At 61.4% G+C, this 16800-nt stretch carries 17 protein-coding genes and 1 tRNA gene; 6 read left to right on the top strand and 12 right to left on the bottom strand.

What is annotated here, in order from left to right:
- Positions 1 to 16: 16 nt before the first annotated feature.
- Complete coding sequence (locus ACSBQQ_RS17645) at positions 17 to 1183, bottom strand: MFS transporter (protein ID WP_039568202.1); 1167 nt, start codon at positions 1181 to 1183, stop codon at positions 17 to 19.
- Positions 1184 to 1914: 731 nt separating this feature from the next.
- On the opposite strand from ACSBQQ_RS17645, the gene ACSBQQ_RS17640 reads away from it, so the two are divergent.
- Complete coding sequence (locus tag ACSBQQ_RS17640; RefSeq protein WP_162846235.1) at positions 1915 to 2085, top strand: hypothetical protein; 171 nt, start codon at positions 1915 to 1917, stop codon at positions 2083 to 2085.
- Between the two features lie 64 nt (positions 2086 to 2149).
- On the opposite strand, the gene ACSBQQ_RS17635 is transcribed toward ACSBQQ_RS17640, so the two are convergent.
- From ACSBQQ_RS17635 to ACSBQQ_RS17610, 6 genes are all read right to left on the bottom strand, one after another.
- The gene (locus ACSBQQ_RS17635) at positions 2150 to 2662 is read right to left on the bottom strand and encodes a DUF962 domain-containing protein (RefSeq protein WP_060429057.1); all 513 of its coding nucleotides are present in this window, start codon (positions 2660 to 2662) and stop codon (positions 2150 to 2152) included.
- Between the two features lie 71 nt (positions 2663 to 2733).
- Positions 2734 to 3177, bottom strand: coding sequence for a universal stress protein (locus tag ACSBQQ_RS17630; RefSeq protein WP_033636596.1), 444 nt, complete (start codon positions 3175 to 3177; stop codon positions 2734 to 2736).
- A 21-nt stretch (positions 3178 to 3198) separates the two neighbouring features.
- Complete coding sequence (locus ACSBQQ_RS17625) at positions 3199 to 3972, bottom strand: siderophore-interacting protein (protein ID WP_033653985.1); 774 nt, start codon at positions 3970 to 3972, stop codon at positions 3199 to 3201.
- Positions 3953 to 5398 (bottom strand): efflux transporter outer membrane subunit, encoded by a 1446-nt coding sequence (locus ACSBQQ_RS17620; protein ID WP_033653984.1) that lies wholly within the window; start codon positions 5396 to 5398, stop codon positions 3953 to 3955. The genes ACSBQQ_RS17625 and ACSBQQ_RS17620 overlap by 20 nt, the downstream gene beginning before the upstream one ends.
- Complete coding sequence (locus tag ACSBQQ_RS17615; RefSeq protein ID WP_060426700.1) at positions 5395 to 6438, bottom strand: HlyD family secretion protein; 1044 nt, start codon at positions 6436 to 6438, stop codon at positions 5395 to 5397. Before ACSBQQ_RS17615 ends, ACSBQQ_RS17620 begins: the two co-directional genes overlap by 4 nt.
- Positions 6439 to 6479: 41 nt before the next feature.
- Positions 6480 to 8015, bottom strand: coding sequence for an MFS transporter (locus ACSBQQ_RS17610; RefSeq protein WP_060429055.1), 1536 nt, complete (start codon positions 8013 to 8015; stop codon positions 6480 to 6482).
- Positions 8016 to 8155: 140 nt separating this feature from the next.
- On the opposite strand from ACSBQQ_RS17610, the gene ACSBQQ_RS17605 reads away from it, so the two are divergent.
- Positions 8156 to 9058 (top strand): LysR family transcriptional regulator, encoded by a 903-nt coding sequence (locus ACSBQQ_RS17605; protein WP_039568343.1) that lies wholly within the window; start codon positions 8156 to 8158, stop codon positions 9056 to 9058.
- Positions 9059 to 9257: 199 nt separating this feature from the next.
- On the top strand, positions 9258 to 9596 hold the full coding sequence (locus tag ACSBQQ_RS17600) for a colicin E1 family microcin immunity protein (protein WP_052210578.1): 339 nt from the start codon (positions 9258 to 9260) through the stop codon (positions 9594 to 9596).
- A 146-nt stretch (positions 9597 to 9742) separates the two neighbouring features.
- Here ACSBQQ_RS17600 and ACSBQQ_RS17595 read toward each other — a convergent pair.
- The 3 genes from ACSBQQ_RS17595 to ACSBQQ_RS17585 form a co-directional block, all read right to left on the bottom strand.
- Positions 9743 to 9837: transfer RNA gene (locus tag ACSBQQ_RS17595), tRNA-Sec, on the bottom strand.
- A 97-nt stretch (positions 9838 to 9934) separates the two neighbouring features.
- On the bottom strand, positions 9935 to 11278 hold the full coding sequence (locus ACSBQQ_RS17590) for an esterase-like activity of phytase family protein (RefSeq protein ID WP_060429053.1): 1344 nt from the start codon (positions 11276 to 11278) through the stop codon (positions 9935 to 9937).
- Between the two features lie 75 nt (positions 11279 to 11353).
- Complete coding sequence (locus ACSBQQ_RS17585) at positions 11354 to 12553, bottom strand: cyanate transporter (protein ID WP_072269941.1); 1200 nt, start codon at positions 12551 to 12553, stop codon at positions 11354 to 11356.
- A 126-nt stretch (positions 12554 to 12679) separates the two neighbouring features.
- Here ACSBQQ_RS17585 and ACSBQQ_RS17580 point away from each other — a divergent pair, with 126 nt between their 5' ends.
- Positions 12680 to 13534: a LysR family transcriptional regulator gene (locus ACSBQQ_RS17580; protein ID WP_033649519.1), complete on the top strand. Its 855-nt coding sequence runs from the start codon at positions 12680 to 12682 to the stop codon at positions 13532 to 13534.
- 6 nt (positions 13535 to 13540) lie between these two features.
- On the opposite strand, the gene ACSBQQ_RS17575 is transcribed toward ACSBQQ_RS17580, so the two are convergent.
- Positions 13541 to 13981: a hypothetical protein gene (locus tag ACSBQQ_RS17575; protein ID WP_041037267.1), complete on the bottom strand. Its 441-nt coding sequence runs from the start codon at positions 13979 to 13981 to the stop codon at positions 13541 to 13543.
- A complete protein-coding gene (locus ACSBQQ_RS17570) occupies positions 13932 to 14552 on the bottom strand; it encodes a nucleotidyltransferase domain-containing protein (RefSeq protein WP_041037269.1) in 621 nt (206 codons plus the stop codon). The genes ACSBQQ_RS17575 and ACSBQQ_RS17570 overlap by 50 nt, the downstream gene beginning before the upstream one ends.
- A 206-nt stretch (positions 14553 to 14758) precedes the next feature.
- Here ACSBQQ_RS17570 and ACSBQQ_RS17565 point away from each other — a divergent pair, with 206 nt between their 5' ends.
- Together ACSBQQ_RS17565 and ACSBQQ_RS17560 are read left to right on the top strand one after the other, a co-directional pair.
- Positions 14759 to 16147, top strand: a complete 1389-nt coding sequence (locus ACSBQQ_RS17565) for an amidohydrolase family protein (protein WP_041037271.1) — start codon at positions 14759 to 14761, stop codon at positions 16145 to 16147.
- Between the two features lie 100 nt (positions 16148 to 16247).
- On the top strand, positions 16248 to 16799 hold the full coding sequence (locus ACSBQQ_RS17560; protein ID WP_033636578.1) for an isochorismatase family protein: 552 nt from the start codon (positions 16248 to 16250) through the stop codon (positions 16797 to 16799).
- Position 16800: the final 1 nt, after the last annotated feature.

Raw genomic sequence — 16800 nt, 5'->3', positions numbered from 1 at the left:
CGCCGCATCTGCGTATTTAGCCGTTGGCGTAAACGACTTTTGCGGCGGTGCGGCTGGTGAACAACACCAGCAGCAGCGCCAATCCGGCGATAATCGCCCCCATCACCGGCACGAAGCTGTAGCCCAAACCGGCGGAGACCACCGCGCCACCGGCGGCGGCGCCCAGCGCGTTGCCCAGGTTGAAAGCGCCGATGTTGACCGAAGACGACAGCCCCGGCGCTTCGCTGGCCACGCGCATCACGCGCATCTGCAGCGGCGGCACCACGGCAAAGGTCGCCGCGCCCCAAATCACCATGCTCACCGCCGCGCCGATGTCACTGCGCGCCAGCAGCGGGATCAGCAGCATGATGGCCACCAACAGCAGCAGGAAGCCCTTCAGCGTCGCGCTCTCGGAACGGTCGGCGAACTTGCCGCCGAGGTAGTTGCCGATGGAGAAACCGACGCCGATCAACACCAGCATCACCGTCACGAACAGCGGCGTCGCCTCGGTGATGTGCTGCAATACCGGCGAGATGTAGGTATAGAGCGTGAACATCGCGCCCGCCCCCAGCACGGTCGTCAGCAGCGCGGTCAGCACCTGCGGGCGCACTAGCACCGACAGCTCGCGCTTGACGTCAGGGCGCGCCCCGGCGCTGCCTTTCGGCAACGAGAACCACAGCCCCAGCATGGCGATCACGCCCAGCCCGGCCGTCGCCAGGAACGACATGCGCCAGCCGATGGTTTCACCCAGCCAGGTCGCGGCAGGCACCCCGCCGATATTGGCGATGGTCAGGCCCATAAACATGGTCGCCACGGCGCTGGCCTGTTTCTCTTTCGGCACCACGCTGGCGGCCACCACCGAACCGAGGCCAAAGAAGGCGCCGTGGTTCAGGCTGGTGATGATGCGCGACAGCATCAGGGTGGTGTAATCCGGCGCGATGGCCGACAGCACGTTGCCCAGAGTAAAGATCGCCATCAGGAAAATCAGCGCGCTTCTGCGCGCCCGGTGCGACAACAGCAGCGTCATCAGCGGCGCGCCGACCATCACGCCGACGGCGTAGGCGCTGATCAACATGCCGGCCATCGGAATGGAGACGTCCACCCCTTTGGCGATGGTCGGCAGCAAGCCCATGGGAGAGAATTCGGTAGTGCCGATGCCGAACGCCCCTACCGCCAGCGCTAACAAGGGATAATTCACTTTCATGCAACAACTCCGGTTTACCGCTGCCGAAGCGCGGGAACAGTTAAGATGCCGAAAGTATGACATTGATCACACCAAAGATAAGCAGGCGGGAGGCTAAAAGACTTTTGCAAATTTGTTAAAAGTGAGGAGGTGAGATCGGCATTGGGCATCAAGGTTGCTTTACCGCGATCGCGGCGATGCGTGCGGAGAATGGCGTTAATGCGTCTGAAGGATAAGCGCCGAGGGGAATCACTCTGCACTTGGGGTATTTAACCTCCGCATACCATGTCCGGATAAATCCAATGAAAAACCAACGATATTCCTTACTGATTATGCGTTATCGGCGATAGCATGGAAAACCCTTGCCCTACCAACTCACTTATATACACGCAATGAATGTAACCAACAAAATCAATTCTTATATAATTCTGAAGTGAATTATATAAGCCAAATAAACACCATTGATATCAGAATACACAAAAACAAACTAACATAATGAAATTGAAAGCATTTTACAGATAGCCTCCAAAACAATTAAATTCAAAAATAATTACAATTCATAGATTAAAATGATAAATAAGTTGATATTTAAAAATTAAAAACGCAAATAAAAAAGTCAAAGAATCCAAATAAGAAAGAGAAAATATGCCTATCTTCCATATTCTCCCCTATGGGTTGAATATTTAAGCGAACATGTAAATATCTTTATGCCCGGCGCTATGGTGGCGCCGCTTTGATTAAGGAAAGATCGTATGTCTAAGTCACCTATTGGTACTACCGCCTCAACAGGACAGAAATGCCCGGAAAGCGGTGTCTGGGAAGTGGTTGGCAAACCCTCAACCACAGCGCCAATCGCCAAAGGCAATATCATGCCCCCCTATGGCGGCAAAGGCGTCACCTGGAAATTGATCCAACACGCCTAATCTGAACCCATTCAGCCTCTTTCTTTGAAAGAGGCTCTTCATCTGACTATCGGAATCGCCTCGTTTAGCGCTTTGCATTGCGCACTTTGCCCGCACGCAGTTCGATGTTCCGTTGCAGTTCGCGCAGCCCGCCGGCCAGGAAGCAGGCTTCCGCCAGCACGAACAGCGGGCCGATGATAAGACCCGTCACGTCGTCCATAAACGCCGGTTTTCGCCCCTCCCAGAAATGCCCGACAAACTGAAACAGCCAGCCGATGACGAAACCGCCGATGCCGATGCTCAGCCACGCCGCCGTCGACAGCGACGCCACCCAGGCGCCGAACACGAGGCACAGCAGCAGCAACGCCAGCATCATGATGCCAAGGCGCAGGCTCAGCCGCAGGTAATAGAGGGCCGCGACGATAACCACCGCGCAGGCCGGTGAAAACGGCAGCCCTCCCGCCCCCCACGCCGGCCGGGAGAGCAGCGCCAGCAGGCTGACGACGATCAGCGGGATGCCGATAAAATGCGTGGCGATATTGCGCGCATCGCGGTGGTAGGCGGCATAAGCGGCAAGTTGATCTTCCAGGCTTCGCATGTTGACCTCCGGTATGTACGGCCTTCGTCGCCGAACGCGCGCAGCCGCATGCGGCTGCCCTTACCCATAGCTTAGCGCGGGATCACCAATACCGGTTGGCCAATCTCATCCAGCAGGCCGCGCGTGACGGAGGCGTTCAACCAGCGCCCCAACGAAGACAGGTGGCGGTGCGAGATGATCAGCAAATCGCAGTTAAACAGCGCCATTTGTTCCGGGATCACCTCGATGGGCGCCCCGGCGGCCAGCAGCCCCTGGGCGTTGAAGCCCATCTGTTTCAGCGCCCGCGTCACCTGTCCGACCTGCTTTTCCGCCAGCGCCTCTTCGCGCTGGGCGGCGGGATATTCCTCGCGCTCGTCGCTGTCGAAACGCAGGCCGCTGCGGCTGAGCGTGAAGGCATTGTCTACCACCGTCAGTACGATCACGCCGCCGATGCTGCCTTGCAGACGCGCCATAAAATCCAGGGCATTGCCGCTGTGTTCAAAACAGTCCACCGCCAATAACACTCTCTCAATCATAACAACCCTCATTCGCCCGAGTTAAATCGCACCCTTGAAGTTGGCTTCGCCCTTTTTCCAATAACCCTTGGCAAACAGCGCAGCGCGGGAAATGCCCATTTCGTTGATAAAGCGCGCCTTCAGATAGGCGGCGACCTGGTGTTCGCAGGCCAGCCACACCTGCCCTTCGCCGGGCGGCAGCTCGCAATGGCTGACGGCCTGCACCAGCGGGCTGTTCATCACACTGTCGAAATGTCGGGTGCGGATTTGCCAGCTGTTCACCTGCAAAAAGGAGTAATCGACATCCTGAATCTCCTGCGCATCGCCCACTTCGGCGAACCACAGCACCGGCAACGGGGCAGACAGCGAGGCGAGGATGGTGCGCATGGCGGGCAGCGCGGTCTCATCGCCCAGCAACAGCAGCCAGCGGGTTTGCGGCAACAGACGAAAGCCGCCGGAGCAAGGGCCGGCGAACCCCAGCTTGTCGCCCGGCATCGCGTCGCGCGCCCAGTTCGACGCCGGGCCTTCGCCGTGCAGCACCATGTCGATATCGAAGGTGCGGGCGAGTTTGTCGATGCCGCTCAGGGTGTAAGCCCGTCCGGCCAGCGTGTCGCGCCACGGGAAGAACACCTTGACCCAGCTGGCCGGTTCCTGCGCGCGCGGATCGGCGATAAACTTATCCACATCGTCGCCGCTCAACGTGATGCGGCGGATCCGGGCGGTGACTTGCCGCACGGCGCTCACCCGGGCCTCCCGTTTGCGGCGGGTGTCCCTTTCCAGCATCTCATCGACAATTTTATTCAGCGTGTTGTGCATCAGCCTTCTCCTGTGGCGCCGCAGACGGATAGGTGTGTTCCCAGCCACCGCCCAGCGCTCGATAGATATTCACCACGGCGATCGCCGTCTCCTCCTGAGAAACAATTTGCGCGGACTGCAGATCCAGCAGCGCACGCTGCGTGCTCAGAACATGGATAAAATCGCTGGCGCCGTTCAGATAGCTGTCGCGCGCCAGCGCAAACGCGTGCCGGTTGGCGGCCAGCGCCTCGGCCAGGTGCGTCTGGCGGCGCTGCTGGGCGCGATAGCCGGAAAGCGCGTCGTCGATCTCGTGCCAGGCGCGCAGCACCGTTTGCTGGTAGGCGATGGCCATTTCCTGCTGCCGGTATTCGCTCAGGCGTACCCGCTGGGTGATTTTCCCCCCGTCGAACAGCGGCAGATACAGGGTGGGGCCGATGGCGAAGGTATGCGTGGACCAACTGCCCATATCCGCCAGCGCCAGCGCCTGATAGCCCGCGTTGCCGGTCAGCGTGATGCGCGGATAGTAGTCGGCGGTGGCGACGCCGATCTCGGCGGTCGCCTGATGCAAACGCGCCGCCGCTTCGCGAATATCCGGCCTGCGCAGCGCCAGATCCGACGGCACGCCCATCGGCACCGCGCGCGCCAGCGTCGGCAGCGGCCCCGTCGGCGACAACATCGCTTTCAGCGCGCCCGGCCGCTCGCCCAACAGCAGGCTGATGGCGTTGATCAAGCGTTCCTGCCGATCGACCAGCGTCGGCAGCAGGGCATCCACCTGCGCCAACTGCACCTGCGCCTGATCGATATCCAGTTCGTTGCCCGCGCCGCTTTGATAACGGCTTTGCGTCAGCTGCAGCGTGCGTAGCGCCGTGGCGCGGTTTTCCTGCGCCACCGCCAGCTGCTGCTGCGTGGCGCGCAGGCGCAGATAATCGCTCGCCACCTCCGCCGTCACCGACGTCAGCAGCGCGCGCCGATTCTCCTGCGAAGCGGCGAAGCCGGCGCGCGCGCTTTCCGACGCGCGACGCAGCTTGCCCCACATGTCCAGCTCCCAGCTGGCACTGAATCCGCCGCGCCAGAGGTTATAATCCGCCTCTCCGCCGTTGCCGGACGGATCCATGCTGCCCACCGAGGTGGCGCGCTGGCGCTGATAGGCGCCGTCCAGACTCAGATCCGGCATCAGCGCCGCCTCGGTCACGCCCAGCAGGGCGCGGCTTTGCTGCATGCGCGCCGTGGCGAGCTGCAGATCCAGGTTGCCGGCCGCCGCGCGCTGCACCAGTTGCGACAGCGGCGCGTCGTTGAATATCGACCACCAGGCCACCGGCAGCGCTCCGCCGCCGGCCTGCTCGCCCCAGTTATTGGGCAGCGCGTTCTGCGGCCGAGCGTAGTCCGGCCCTACCGCCCGGCAGCCGCTCAGCGCAATCAACAGCAGCGGGATCACGGCTCTGTTCATTGCAGGCCTCCGTCCAGCGTATTGATGCTGACGTCCGCGGACATCCCGACGCGCAGGGCGCTCAGCAAGGCGGCGTGCTCCTTGTTGCTATCAAACACGATCTTCACCGGGATGCGCTGAACGATCTTGGTGAAGTTGCCGGTGGCGTTCTCCGGCGCCACGGCCGCGAAGCTGACGCCGGAAGCCGGCGCAATGCTGTCCACCTGCCCTTTCAGCGTTTGGCCGGGAAAGGTATCGATATGGATGTCCACCGACTGCCCGTGCGCAATGTTTTCCAGCTGGGTTTCCTGGTAGTTGGCGATGATGTACAGCTTGTCCTGCGGCACGATGGCCAGCAGCGCATCGCCCGGTTTGACGAACTCCCCGACCCGCAGGCTTTTCTTGCCGACCACGCCGCCGATCGGCGCGGTGATTCGGGTGTAAGACAGGTTCAGCTCGGCCATCGCTTTCTTGGCCTGCGCCAGCATCAGCTCGGCATCGCTGTCCGCCAGCTTGGCTTGCAGCACCTGCTCCATGTTTCGCGCCGCTTTGAGCGTCGCCTCCGCCTGCGCCACATTGGCGGAAAGCGTGTGCACCCGCGTTGTCGCCTGCTGCGCCGCCTGCTGGGAGCCCGCGCCGCTGCTGGCCATTCTCTGGTAGCGGTTCTGCTCCTGGCGCGCAAACGCCAGCTCCGCCTGCGCCGCCTGCCGCTCCGCCTGCGCGGCGGCGATCAGCGCGCTTTGCCGGGTCAGATTGGCCCTGGCGTCGTCCTGCCGGGCGCGGGCGGATTGCTCCTGCGCCGTCGCCTGCGCCAGCGCGACGTTGAATTCACGCGGGTCGATCACCGCCAGCAATTCACCCTGTTTGACCCACTGGTTGTCCCTGACCAACACCTGCGCAATTTCACCGGCAATCTGCGGAGAAATACGCGAGATATCGGCGCGAATATAGGCGTCGTTGGTATTCTGCTGTGTTTCTTTAATAAAGAATTTATTGATTAATAACCCCAGCGTAATAACGGTAACCGCCAATACGGCGACGGCGACTTTCTTGTTAGCCATAAAAGTGACTCCACTTAATATTTATTTCTGATGATAAAATGTCAGGCGGCGACCGAACGCGGCGGATAAATACGGGTCGGCATAAATAAAATCAGCGCGGTCAGTAATAACGCCAGGCCGGCAACCAACAGATAAAGATCGGCGCTGGCCAGCACGTGGCCCTGCCGAGCGGCAAGCTGCGCCAACTGCTCCGCCGACCCCGATGCGCGGCTGTAGGCCGAGCCAAAGCCGTCGGCGATCGTGCCGGCGTGATAGTCCCCGCGCTGCCTGCTGAGCAGCGCGATGGCGCCGCCGGCCGCGGTGGCGGCGAAACCCTTCACCGCGTTGAACCAGGCCGCCGCAAACGGCCCGTCGGTCGGCAACAGCCCGCCGGTCGCCTGCATCAATAGGGGGATGATCGCCATCGGTTGAGCGACCGCCTGCAACAACGCGATAACGCGAAACGTGTCGCCGTTCCATTCCGGCGTCAGCTGGGCGGCCAGCACGCAGGCGGTGGCCATCAACAGCAGGCTGAGCGCCAGCACCCAGCGGCAATCCACCCGCGGCGTATTGCATATCATGGCGACAATCGGCAGCGTAATTAATTGCGGCAACGCCACCCACAGCATTAAGTCGGAAGTTTGTTCCTGACGATAGCCCTGAATCGCGGCTAAATATCCCGACGTAATATTGACTAGCGACACCATAATTAACAGCACGCCACCCAGCGTAATTAAGGAGAAGGACAAATTCCTTTTGCTTAATAACTGCAAATTGAAAAAGGGCAGCGGGTGATACCATTCATTCATCAGAAATAACGCCAATAATCCGCCGCCGCCCAATAATAAAACGTAGATCAGCGGCGAGTTCAGCCAGTCGAGGCGCTCCCCCTGTGAAATGCCCATCGTCAGCATGCCGAGCGCCATGCCGCCGAGCAGCAGGCCGCGCCAGTTGAACTGCCGCAGGCGCTCCAGCCGCAACGGATCCTGCGGTAGACCGTAGCCGATACACACAGCGGCGATCGCCATCAGCGGCAGGTTCCAATAGAAGTACCCGCTCCAGCCCCAGTGAAAGGCAAAGGCGGCGGCAGTGGCGCCCAGCGTGGCGCTCCAGGCGGAGACCCAGCCATAGGCGCCCAGCCCCAGCACCTTGATCAGCGGCGGCATAAAACGCAGCACCACCGTCATCAGCATCGGTGGCAACGCGCCGCCGGCGAAGCCCTGCAGGCTGCGCACCGCCAGCAGCGCGCCATACTGTTCTCCCAACCAGGGCGTCAGCAGTCCACCGGCCAGGTAAATGCCGCACATCGTCAACGCCACCCGGCGCAGCGAAAAGGTCGGCCAAAAACAGGGCGTAAACCCGGAACCGATCACAAAGCCGGTGACATAACAGGTGGTCAGCCAGCTGCCGGCATCGAAGCTCAGCAGCATGCCGCCCTGTATATCCGCCAGCGCGAACTTGCTGGCGTTTTCCCCCACGCCGCTGGCCATCACCGCCAAAAACACGCCGAACAACCCCAGCCAAGTTCGGCCGTTGATTTCGCCGGCGCTGGCGAGCCATCGATTTTTTTGGTGCGGCGTAACAGACACCTCAACCATTCCCCACTCCTGCTGTTTCAGCCTCAATCTTTGTTGTCGTGGGCAGTATCCGGGCTTACTTCGATTGTTTAAAATGAAATGATGTAATTAACTAGTTGCACAAAACGCAATCCATTGAGCGCACCACCACCGGAGAGGCCATGCCGCAAAAAATTGATTTCAACCTGATCTATGCGCTGAATCTGCTGCTGGAAGAAGGCAGCGTGAGCGGCGCCGCCGAGAAGATGAATCTGAGCGCGCCGGCGATGAGCCGCATTCTGGGGCGCATCCGCCGGCAGTTCGACGACCCGATCATGGTCAGAGCCGGTAAGCATCTGGTGCCGACGCCGCGTGCGCTGGAGTTGAAACGCCAGCTCGGCGAGATCATCGAGCAGGCTGCCACGCTGATCGCGCCGAATGAATCCTTCGAGCCCGGCAAGCTGACCAGAACCTTCACCATTCGCGCCAACGACATTTTTATCGGCGCGCTGGCAGGCGGCTTGCTGGAGACGCTGCGGGACATGGCGCCGCTGAGCGGCCTGAAGTTTATCGCCGAAAGCGACGGCGAGGATGACGCGCTGCGCAGCGGCAAGGTGGATCTGGTGATCGGTTCCTCACGCGACTGGCACCCGGAAATCAAGACGCAGAGCCTGTTCACCAGCACCTTTCAGGCGTTGGTGCGGCCGGGGCACCCGATCATTGGCCGGGTAACGCCCGAAACCCTGACCCATTACCCGCATATCAGCGTCTCCCGCCGCGGGCGCACCCAGGGGCCGATCGACGATGCGCTGCGCGATCTCGGCCTGCAGCGCAACGTCGCCCTGACCCTGCCGGGCTTTCATTCGGCGATGATGTTGACCATGAAATCGGACTTTATCCTGCCGCTGCCGCGCCACGTGCTGCAGGGGGTGAGCAACATCCACCTGCCGTTAGCAGAGATCGAGCTGCCGCTCGAGCTGGAATCGGTGTTCATCGTGCAGGCCTGGCATCCGCGCCTCGATCGCGATCCGGCGCACCGCTGGCTGCGGCAGACCATCAAGCAGTTCTTTTTGCAAAGGGAGTGAAGGGGTTAGGTGTTGGGGAGAGAAGACGCTCGCGGCAGAACCCAAATACGCCTGCCAGATAAGCCGGTAACATGGCATTTTGCCGAAGCCCTGCGCATACTCAGACGTCTTGGGTAAACCGCGCGACGCGGGCAATGGCATCGGTATTCCATTTCGCCAAGCACGAAACAGAAAGGAACTCATGCCCAGGGAGGCACAAATGACCAAAGCGTATTATTGGAAAAGTCAGGTGTGGGGAGCGGCCTATTTTTTTACCGCGCTTTATTACATCTATTCTTTCCAGGACATGGTGAATATCGCACTTTCGTTGATCCTCTCCATTCTGAGCTTTTTACTGTATCCCTGTGCTAAAAAAGGCATTGAAACGTTCGCCCTGCGGTTCACGAGTGAAGAATTTTGGCACCGCGGACTGTTCGCCGATACCATAGGCAAAAATGGCGTGCTGATCCTGTATTATGCATTCTGTTATGTCATGGCCGTGCCGCTGGGCGCCCTGTATCTGCTTGCCCTGTTCCTCAGAAATAAAAAGGCCGCGTAAGCGGTTTTTACGTCAAGGCTTACCGCCTCGTAGTCCTTCTTCATGAACGTTTCTTCTACCCACACAAGCCGCACTATCACAAAATGAGAGGAGTAAATTACCCCTACCGGAGCCGACAATCACAGGGGAGATTGGGAGATATTGATTGGCGGAAGATCACAGGAGTCGAACCTGCCCAGGACCGCTGGCGGCCCCAACCGGATTTGAAGTCCGGCCGCCCCACCGGGGACGAGGATCTTCCTTGGAGAAGGGAGAAGCAAGGCGCTGATTATAGCGCAGTTTGTTCGCTGTGCTAAGCGGGAAATGGCGGCCGCCGGCGATTCGGCGGCCGGGGAGAACTACTTCAGGAAATCCTTCACGTCCAGCAGGATGAACTCGTTGTCATCCGCCATATTGGGTTGGCGGCTGGAGGAGAACGGGAAGTTGTTGTCGTTACCGACGATGATGTGGTTGGCGTCCACCACGTCCACGTTCTCGATGGTGAAGAACGGGAAGGTCAGCACGCCGTCGTTCAGCGGCTTGCGCGCCAGCTTGTTCAGATCCTGGATGTTCATCAGGTCGATATAGGCCAGTTTGTCGACCGGTTTGCCGACGTTGGCGTCCGAGAAGGCGATTTTATACACCCGCTTGAACTTGGCCACCTGGCTGAAGCAGTTGTCGGTCGGCGCGCCTGCGGCGCAGGCTTTATCCGGCGTGCCTTCGCCGTTGTCGCGCTCGATCACCAGCCCGTGGGTGGCGTCGATCATATTGAAGTCGCCGATGGCATTCTGGTTGTCTTCCAGCACGTACTGCCAGCTGCGGCCGGTCCAGGCCTGCTGTTTCACGTCGAACTCCAGCACCCGCAGATAGCGTTTGCCGCCGACGTTCTCGAACTGCTCGCCGTCCCACAGCGCCCCTTCCAGCAGCGGGTACAGCTTGCTGCCGTCCGGCGAGGCGGCCATGCCTTCAAAGCCTTTGGAGCGCGCCACCTGGAAGTTCTGCTTGCCGTCCGGCGCGCCCGGCAGGGTTAGCGTCGGGTTGTCCGGCGATTTCACCACCTTGCCGTCCACCTGGGTGTCGAACACCGCCAGCACCTTGCCGTTCAGGTCGGCCTTGATCAGGTAAGGCCCGAATTCTTCGCCGATCCATAAGGCATCGTCGGCAAACTGGAAGCTTTCCGGATCGAAATCGCTGCCGGTCAGATAACGCTGCTCGGTACTCTCGTTAATGATGTGGAACGGCACTTTTTTATCCGGATCGTGCAGGAAAACCGTCTTCAGCGGCGCGACCGTGCCGTCTTTGAAATCGATCTTGTAGTGGTTGAGATACAGCATGGCGTCCGGCGAGTTGGCCTTGCTGCCGAAGCCGTTGTCGGTCAGCACCCAGTAGGTGCCGTCGGGCATGTGTTTGATGCCGGAGTGGCCCTGCAGCGGCTGGCCGTCGATCGGCAGGCCGAGGCCGGTCAGGCGATCGGCGGATTTGCCCGCCACGCTGCCCAGCTCGGTGACGCGTTTGCCGCTGGTGTACTTGCCGCTCAGTTGCAGATCGCTCGGCGCGTCCTTCGGCGTGGAAACGGTGGATTTCACCGGCAGCAGCGCATGCCCCGCCAACGTCGCCGGTACCGGCTGCGCCTCGGCCCACAGGTTGGCGCTCAGCGCCATGCAGCCGACCAGCAGCGCCAGCCGGGTTTTGGTGTTGTGCATGTCATTGTCCCTTTTCGTTGTTATCGCCCAGAAGTAAAAGCAACGTCACTATAGGGAGCGGCAATGACAGAAATATTATTCGGCGAACGCCCGCCGGTAGCTGTGCGGGTGGAAGCGCCAGGTGATGGCGATCAGCACCACCACCAGCAGCGCGTGGATCTGCCAGTCCAGCACGAAGCCACCGCTGTAGTCGCGCAGCAGGCCGGAGAGGTAGGGTGTCACGCCCGCCAGCAGGAAGCCGACGCCCTGCATAAAGGCCACCAGCCGCCCGGCCGCCGCCGGCTGGTGCAGGTGATCGAGCGCCAGCACCAGGCACAGCGGGAACGCGCCGCCCAGCCCCAGCCCAGAAACCAACACCCACAGCCACGGCAGCGTCTGCGGCAGGTAAATCAGGCCGATAAAGCCGATCAGTTGCATCATCAGCGCCAGCAGCAGCAGCGGCCGCCGGTCATGATTGCGCGCCAGCGCCGGCAACAGCAGCGCGCCCACCACCTGGCCGAAGGTCATCAGCGCCAGCAGCGAACCGCTGGCCTGCGGCTGCCAGCCGAGCTGCATGTAATACGGTGGCAGCCAGGCGATCAGGCTGGTATAGCCGCCGTTGATCAGGCCGAAATAGGCGCCGAGCAGCCAGGCGCGCCGGTTGCGCAGCAGGCTTGGCCCGCGGTTTTCTCCCGCCGCGCCCAGGCGCGACAGCCCGCGACTGACCGGCCACCAGGCCAGCAGCGCCACCAGCGCCGGTAACGCCCACCAGGCCAGCGCGCTGTGCCAGTCGTGCCCTATGCTCATCAGCCACGGAGTGATCGCCGCGCCCAGTCCGCCGCCGCCCATCAGCGCCGCCGACCACAGCCCGGCCACCAGCGCCATGCTGTTGAGGAAATTATGCTTGATGATACCGGGCATCACCGCCTGGATTACCCCGATGCCGAGCCCGCCCAGCACCGCGCTCATCAGCAGCTGCACGCTGCCGGGGGCCAGCTCGCGCCAAAGTGCGCCCAACCCAATCGCCAACAGGCTCAACGCCACGGCGTTACGTTCGCTGAACAGCCGGTTGATGGCGCCACCCGCCAACGCCATCAGGCCCATCATCAGCACCGGCAGCGTGGTCAGCAGCGCCGCGCCGCCAAAGCTCAGCCCGGTAGCCTGGCGCAGCGTCGGCAGCAACGGGCCAATCGAGGTCAACAGCGGCCGCATGTTCAGGCCGATCAACACCAGCGCCAGCAGCAGAGGGTTGAACCAGCGGCGCGAAGAAGGTGAATTAACAGAATGATTTAACACGGTATATTCCTGGTACTGCAAAATGAAGAGTGCGGCGTCACAGCGCGATCGCCGCAGCGTTGCGTTACTGTAGGCAACGCCGCTAGTATTGGGAAATTAAATAATAAAATAGCCAACAGTGGGAAAATGAATCGCTACCCGATGTTCAATCCGCAGCTGCTGCTCAGCTTCGTCGCCGTATGCGACAGCAACAGCTTCACCCGCGCCGCAGAGCGGGTGTTTTTGTCGCAGTCCACCGTCAGCCAGCAGGTGCGCCGGCTGGAAGAGATGCTGGGCAAGCCGCTGTTTGAGCGCTCCTCGCATCAGGTGCTGCTGACCGAAGAAGGCGTCAAGCTGTTGAGCTACGCGCGCCGCATCATCGCGCTGAATGAAGAGGCCCACGACGCGCTAACCGGCATCTGGCGCGACGGCGTGCTGCGGATCGGCATGCCGGAGGATTTCGCCGTGCCCACCACCGAGCTGCTGGCCGACTTCAGCCGCGAGCACCCACACCTGCGATTGGACGTCGCCAGCGGCCTGAGCGCCGATCTGCACAGCGCCTACGCGCGTGAAGAGCTGGATCTGATCCTGGTGAAGCAGCGCCGCCGACAACCGCCGCGCGCCGCGCGGCCGGAACCGCTGCTGTGGTTGGACAGCCTGGCCTTCCCGGCCATAGAGCAATCGCCGGTGCCGCTGGCGGTATTTCCGCTCAGCGGCCTGTACCGCGACGAGCTGTGCCAGGCGCTGGACAACCTCGGCAAACGCTGGCGCATCGGCTACAGCAGCGCCAGCCTGGCGGCGCTGACCGCCGCTTCCGCCGCCGGGCTGGGCGTCACCCTGTTGCCGGCCGGCTGCCGTCTGCCGACGCATCGGGTGCTGGGCGAAGCCGAAGGATTGCCGCCGATAGACAACTTCGAACTGGCGCTCTACTACCGCGACGGCGCCCCCGCCGCCACGCTGTCGCTGGCCCAGCGGCTGGCGGTGTTTTGCGGGTTGAAGTGAGGCCGCTTACGCCACTATCTGCGGATATTCACGTTGCAGCCAGTCGATAAGCCGCCCCCACAGCGCCTCTGTCTGCTCAAGGCAAGCCTGTACCGCCGCGTCCGTCACCAAGTCGCCGGAGTAATCCGCCACGTTGCGCTGCTTTCGCAATGCGTCCAGGCAGATCATTTCCTCGCGCGGCAGCCCTACGGTGAGCGGCAACGATTGGATCATGATCTGGTGATGGCCGGGCTTGCTGGTCAGCGTGCGGTATCCTTTGGCTTGTAAAGCGGCATTAGCCATTTGCATGACCGCCTTATATGCCGTGTCGAAACGGCTCTCATTGCTGAGCTGAGTGATACCCGCATCGCGTCGGTTGCGAGCGGCGGCGGCCAGCAATTTTTTAATCGCCCCCGCGTCAGGCGTTATCACCTCCAGTCCCAGCCCGACCAGATTGTCCAGCGTCATCCTTGTCTCCCGCAATCCAAAGTTGGGGTTTATCCATAATGTCCTGAATAAACGCGGAGTTCTCGGCCAAAGCCGCTCGCCACTCTTCCGGCGAGTACAGTTTGGGGTTAATTTCCCGACCCAGCGTTTCCTGCAGCGGATAAACCGCCTGAATCACATCCGCAAAAGACAGTTTACCGACGATCAGAACATCAATATCACTGGCCGCCGTCGCTTTGCCACTGGCGACGGAACCAAAGATGAAAGCCCGTTCGATGTCTTCCCCAAATCCAGTCAGTACCTGCCGTAAGCGCGCAGCCGGCCCGCAAGCCTTGCGGAAAATCGCCGCCAACTCGGGAAAAATCAGGCAATCGGCGTTAGCCTGATAGCAAATTTGGTTGCCCTGCCGCTGCCTGAGCAAGATGCCGCCTTCAGCCAGCCTGCTCAACTCTTTATGTAAAGTCCCGGCCTGAGTTGCGGTGCGCCGCGCAATTTCTCGCACATGAAACGCCTGCCCGGCTTCAATAAACAGCAGGCTTAGCACTTTTCTACGGTATTCGCTGAACAGTAATTCGAGCATCGGATCGTGCATCACGCTGGCCTCAATGTAGCTTTAATGACTACAAATGTAGCCATTAAAGCTGCGAAAGAGCAAGCCAGGAGAACCATCCCACCAGCACACGCCGATCATTACCAAATCGAATAGTCACCAGTGGCAAATGTCGCTGCCAACCGGCCGGTTCCTCTCCTAAATTGGGGGATGTTTTCACCCCTCACCTCTGGATTAAGGAACCGAACGTGGAAAACCCTCAACAACCGGGCCGCAGAGCCTTCCTCAGCCAAACCGGCAAACTTACCACCGCCTGTGCGGTGATCGGCCTTACGGGCGGCATGGCGCAGGCCGCGTCACCGGGCGACGGGCAGTGCGCACCGGCACCGATGACCCTGACCGATCGCCACTACTGCCTGAGCGAGGTGCGGCTGGAAGACGGCTTTGAATACGACGGCGAAACGGTGATCGGCACCCGCACTGCGCTGTACACGCTGGAGATCAAAGACGGCAAGATCGCCGCCATTCACGCCGCCAACGCCGCGTTGCCCGCCGGCGTGCCCCGCTATAAGGCGCAGGGCCAGCTGCTGCTGCCGGCGTTTCGCGACATGCACATCCACCTGGACAAAACCTTCTACAGCGGCCCGTGGCAGGCGCCGCGCCCGCGCCAGGGCAAGACCATCATGGACATGATCGCACTGGAGCAGACGCTGATCCCGAAACTGCTGCCCACCTCGCAGCAGCGGGCGGAAAATCTGATCGCCCTGCTGCAGTCCAAAGGCAGCACCGTGGCGCGCAGCCACTGCAATATCGATCCGGTCAGCGGCCTGAAAAGCCTGGAGCACCTGCAGCGCGCGCTGGAAAACCACCGGGCGGACTTCAGCTGTGAAATCGTCGCCTTCCCGCAGCACGGGCTGTTGCACTCCAAAGTCGATGCGCTGATGCGCGAAGCGATGCAGATGGGCGTGCAGTACGTCGGCGGGCTGGATCCGACCAACGTCGACGGCGCGATGGAGCAATCGCTCGACGCCATGTTCCAGATCGCCCTCGATACCGGCAAAGGCGTGGATATCCACCTGCATGAGACCAGCCCGGCCGGGGTCGCCGCCATCAACTATATGATCGCCACCGTGGAGCAAAACCCGGCGCTGCGTGGCAAGGTCACCATCAGCCACGCTTTCGCCCTGACCACGCTGACGCCGGGCGAACTGGCGGAAACCGCCACCCGGCTGGCGGCGCAGCAGATCACCATCGCCTCCACGGTGCCGATCGGCGGCCTGATGATGCCGCTGCCGCAGCTCAGCGAGAAAGGGGTGTTCGTGATGACCGGCACCGACAGCGTGATCGACCACTGGTCGCCGTTCGGTACCGGCGACATCCTGGAGAAGGCCAACCTGTACGCCCAGCTGTACCGTGGCTCCGACGAGTATCACCTGTCGCGCGCCATGGCCATCTCCACCGGCGGCGTGCTGCCGCTGGACGATAAGGGCCAGCGCGCCTGGCCAAAAGCCGGCGATGCCGCCGAGTTCGTGCTGGTCAACGCCAGCTGTTCCGCCGAGGCGGTCGCCCGCCTGCCGGCGCGCAGCGCCACCTTCCATCAGGGGCGTCTGGTGGCCGGCCAGGTGAGCAAAGCCTAAGGTCGGTCCGCTGTTGTCATCATGATGGCCGTTTTTGGCCTTCTGCCAGAGTAAGGAGCGGCGCAAGATGGTCGCTACACACACAGGCTGAGGGCCGAAAATGTCACAGAGCGCGTTATTGATCATCGATGTCCAGCAATCATTCCAGCACCGTCCATTCTGGCAGGAGGACGATCTGCCGGCGTTTCAGCAGGCGCTGACGCGCCTGATCGCGGGTTGCCAACAACGCGGCGCAGCGCTGGTCGATGTGCTGCACGTTTCGCCGCAGGGGCCGTTCTCGCTGGCTTCGGGCCATGTGCAGCGCCTGCCGTTCCTCACCCACCAGGCAGATATCACCGTGCATAAGCACGTACACAATGCGCTGACCGAATCCGGCCTCGACGCCTGGTTGCGCGAGCGGGATATCAACCACCTGATCGTCTCCGGCATCCGCACCGAACAGTGTTGCGAAACCACCACCCGGGTAGCGTCCGATCTCGGTTATCGGGTGACCTTCGTCACCGAGGCGACGCTGACCTTCCCGATGCGTCATCCCGACGGTGAAACCTTTACCCCCGCGCAGCTGAAGCGGCATACTGAAACCGTACTGGTCGATCGTTTCGCCCGCATCGCCAGCGTGGATGAGGCGCTGGCGCAACTCGCACAGGAGTAAC

This window comes from Serratia sp. G204Y, assembly GCF_051172435.1.
GTDB lineage: Bacteria > Pseudomonadota > Gammaproteobacteria > Enterobacterales > Enterobacteriaceae > Serratia > Serratia sarumanii.
This window is presented reverse-complemented; position numbering and strand designations above follow the sequence as displayed.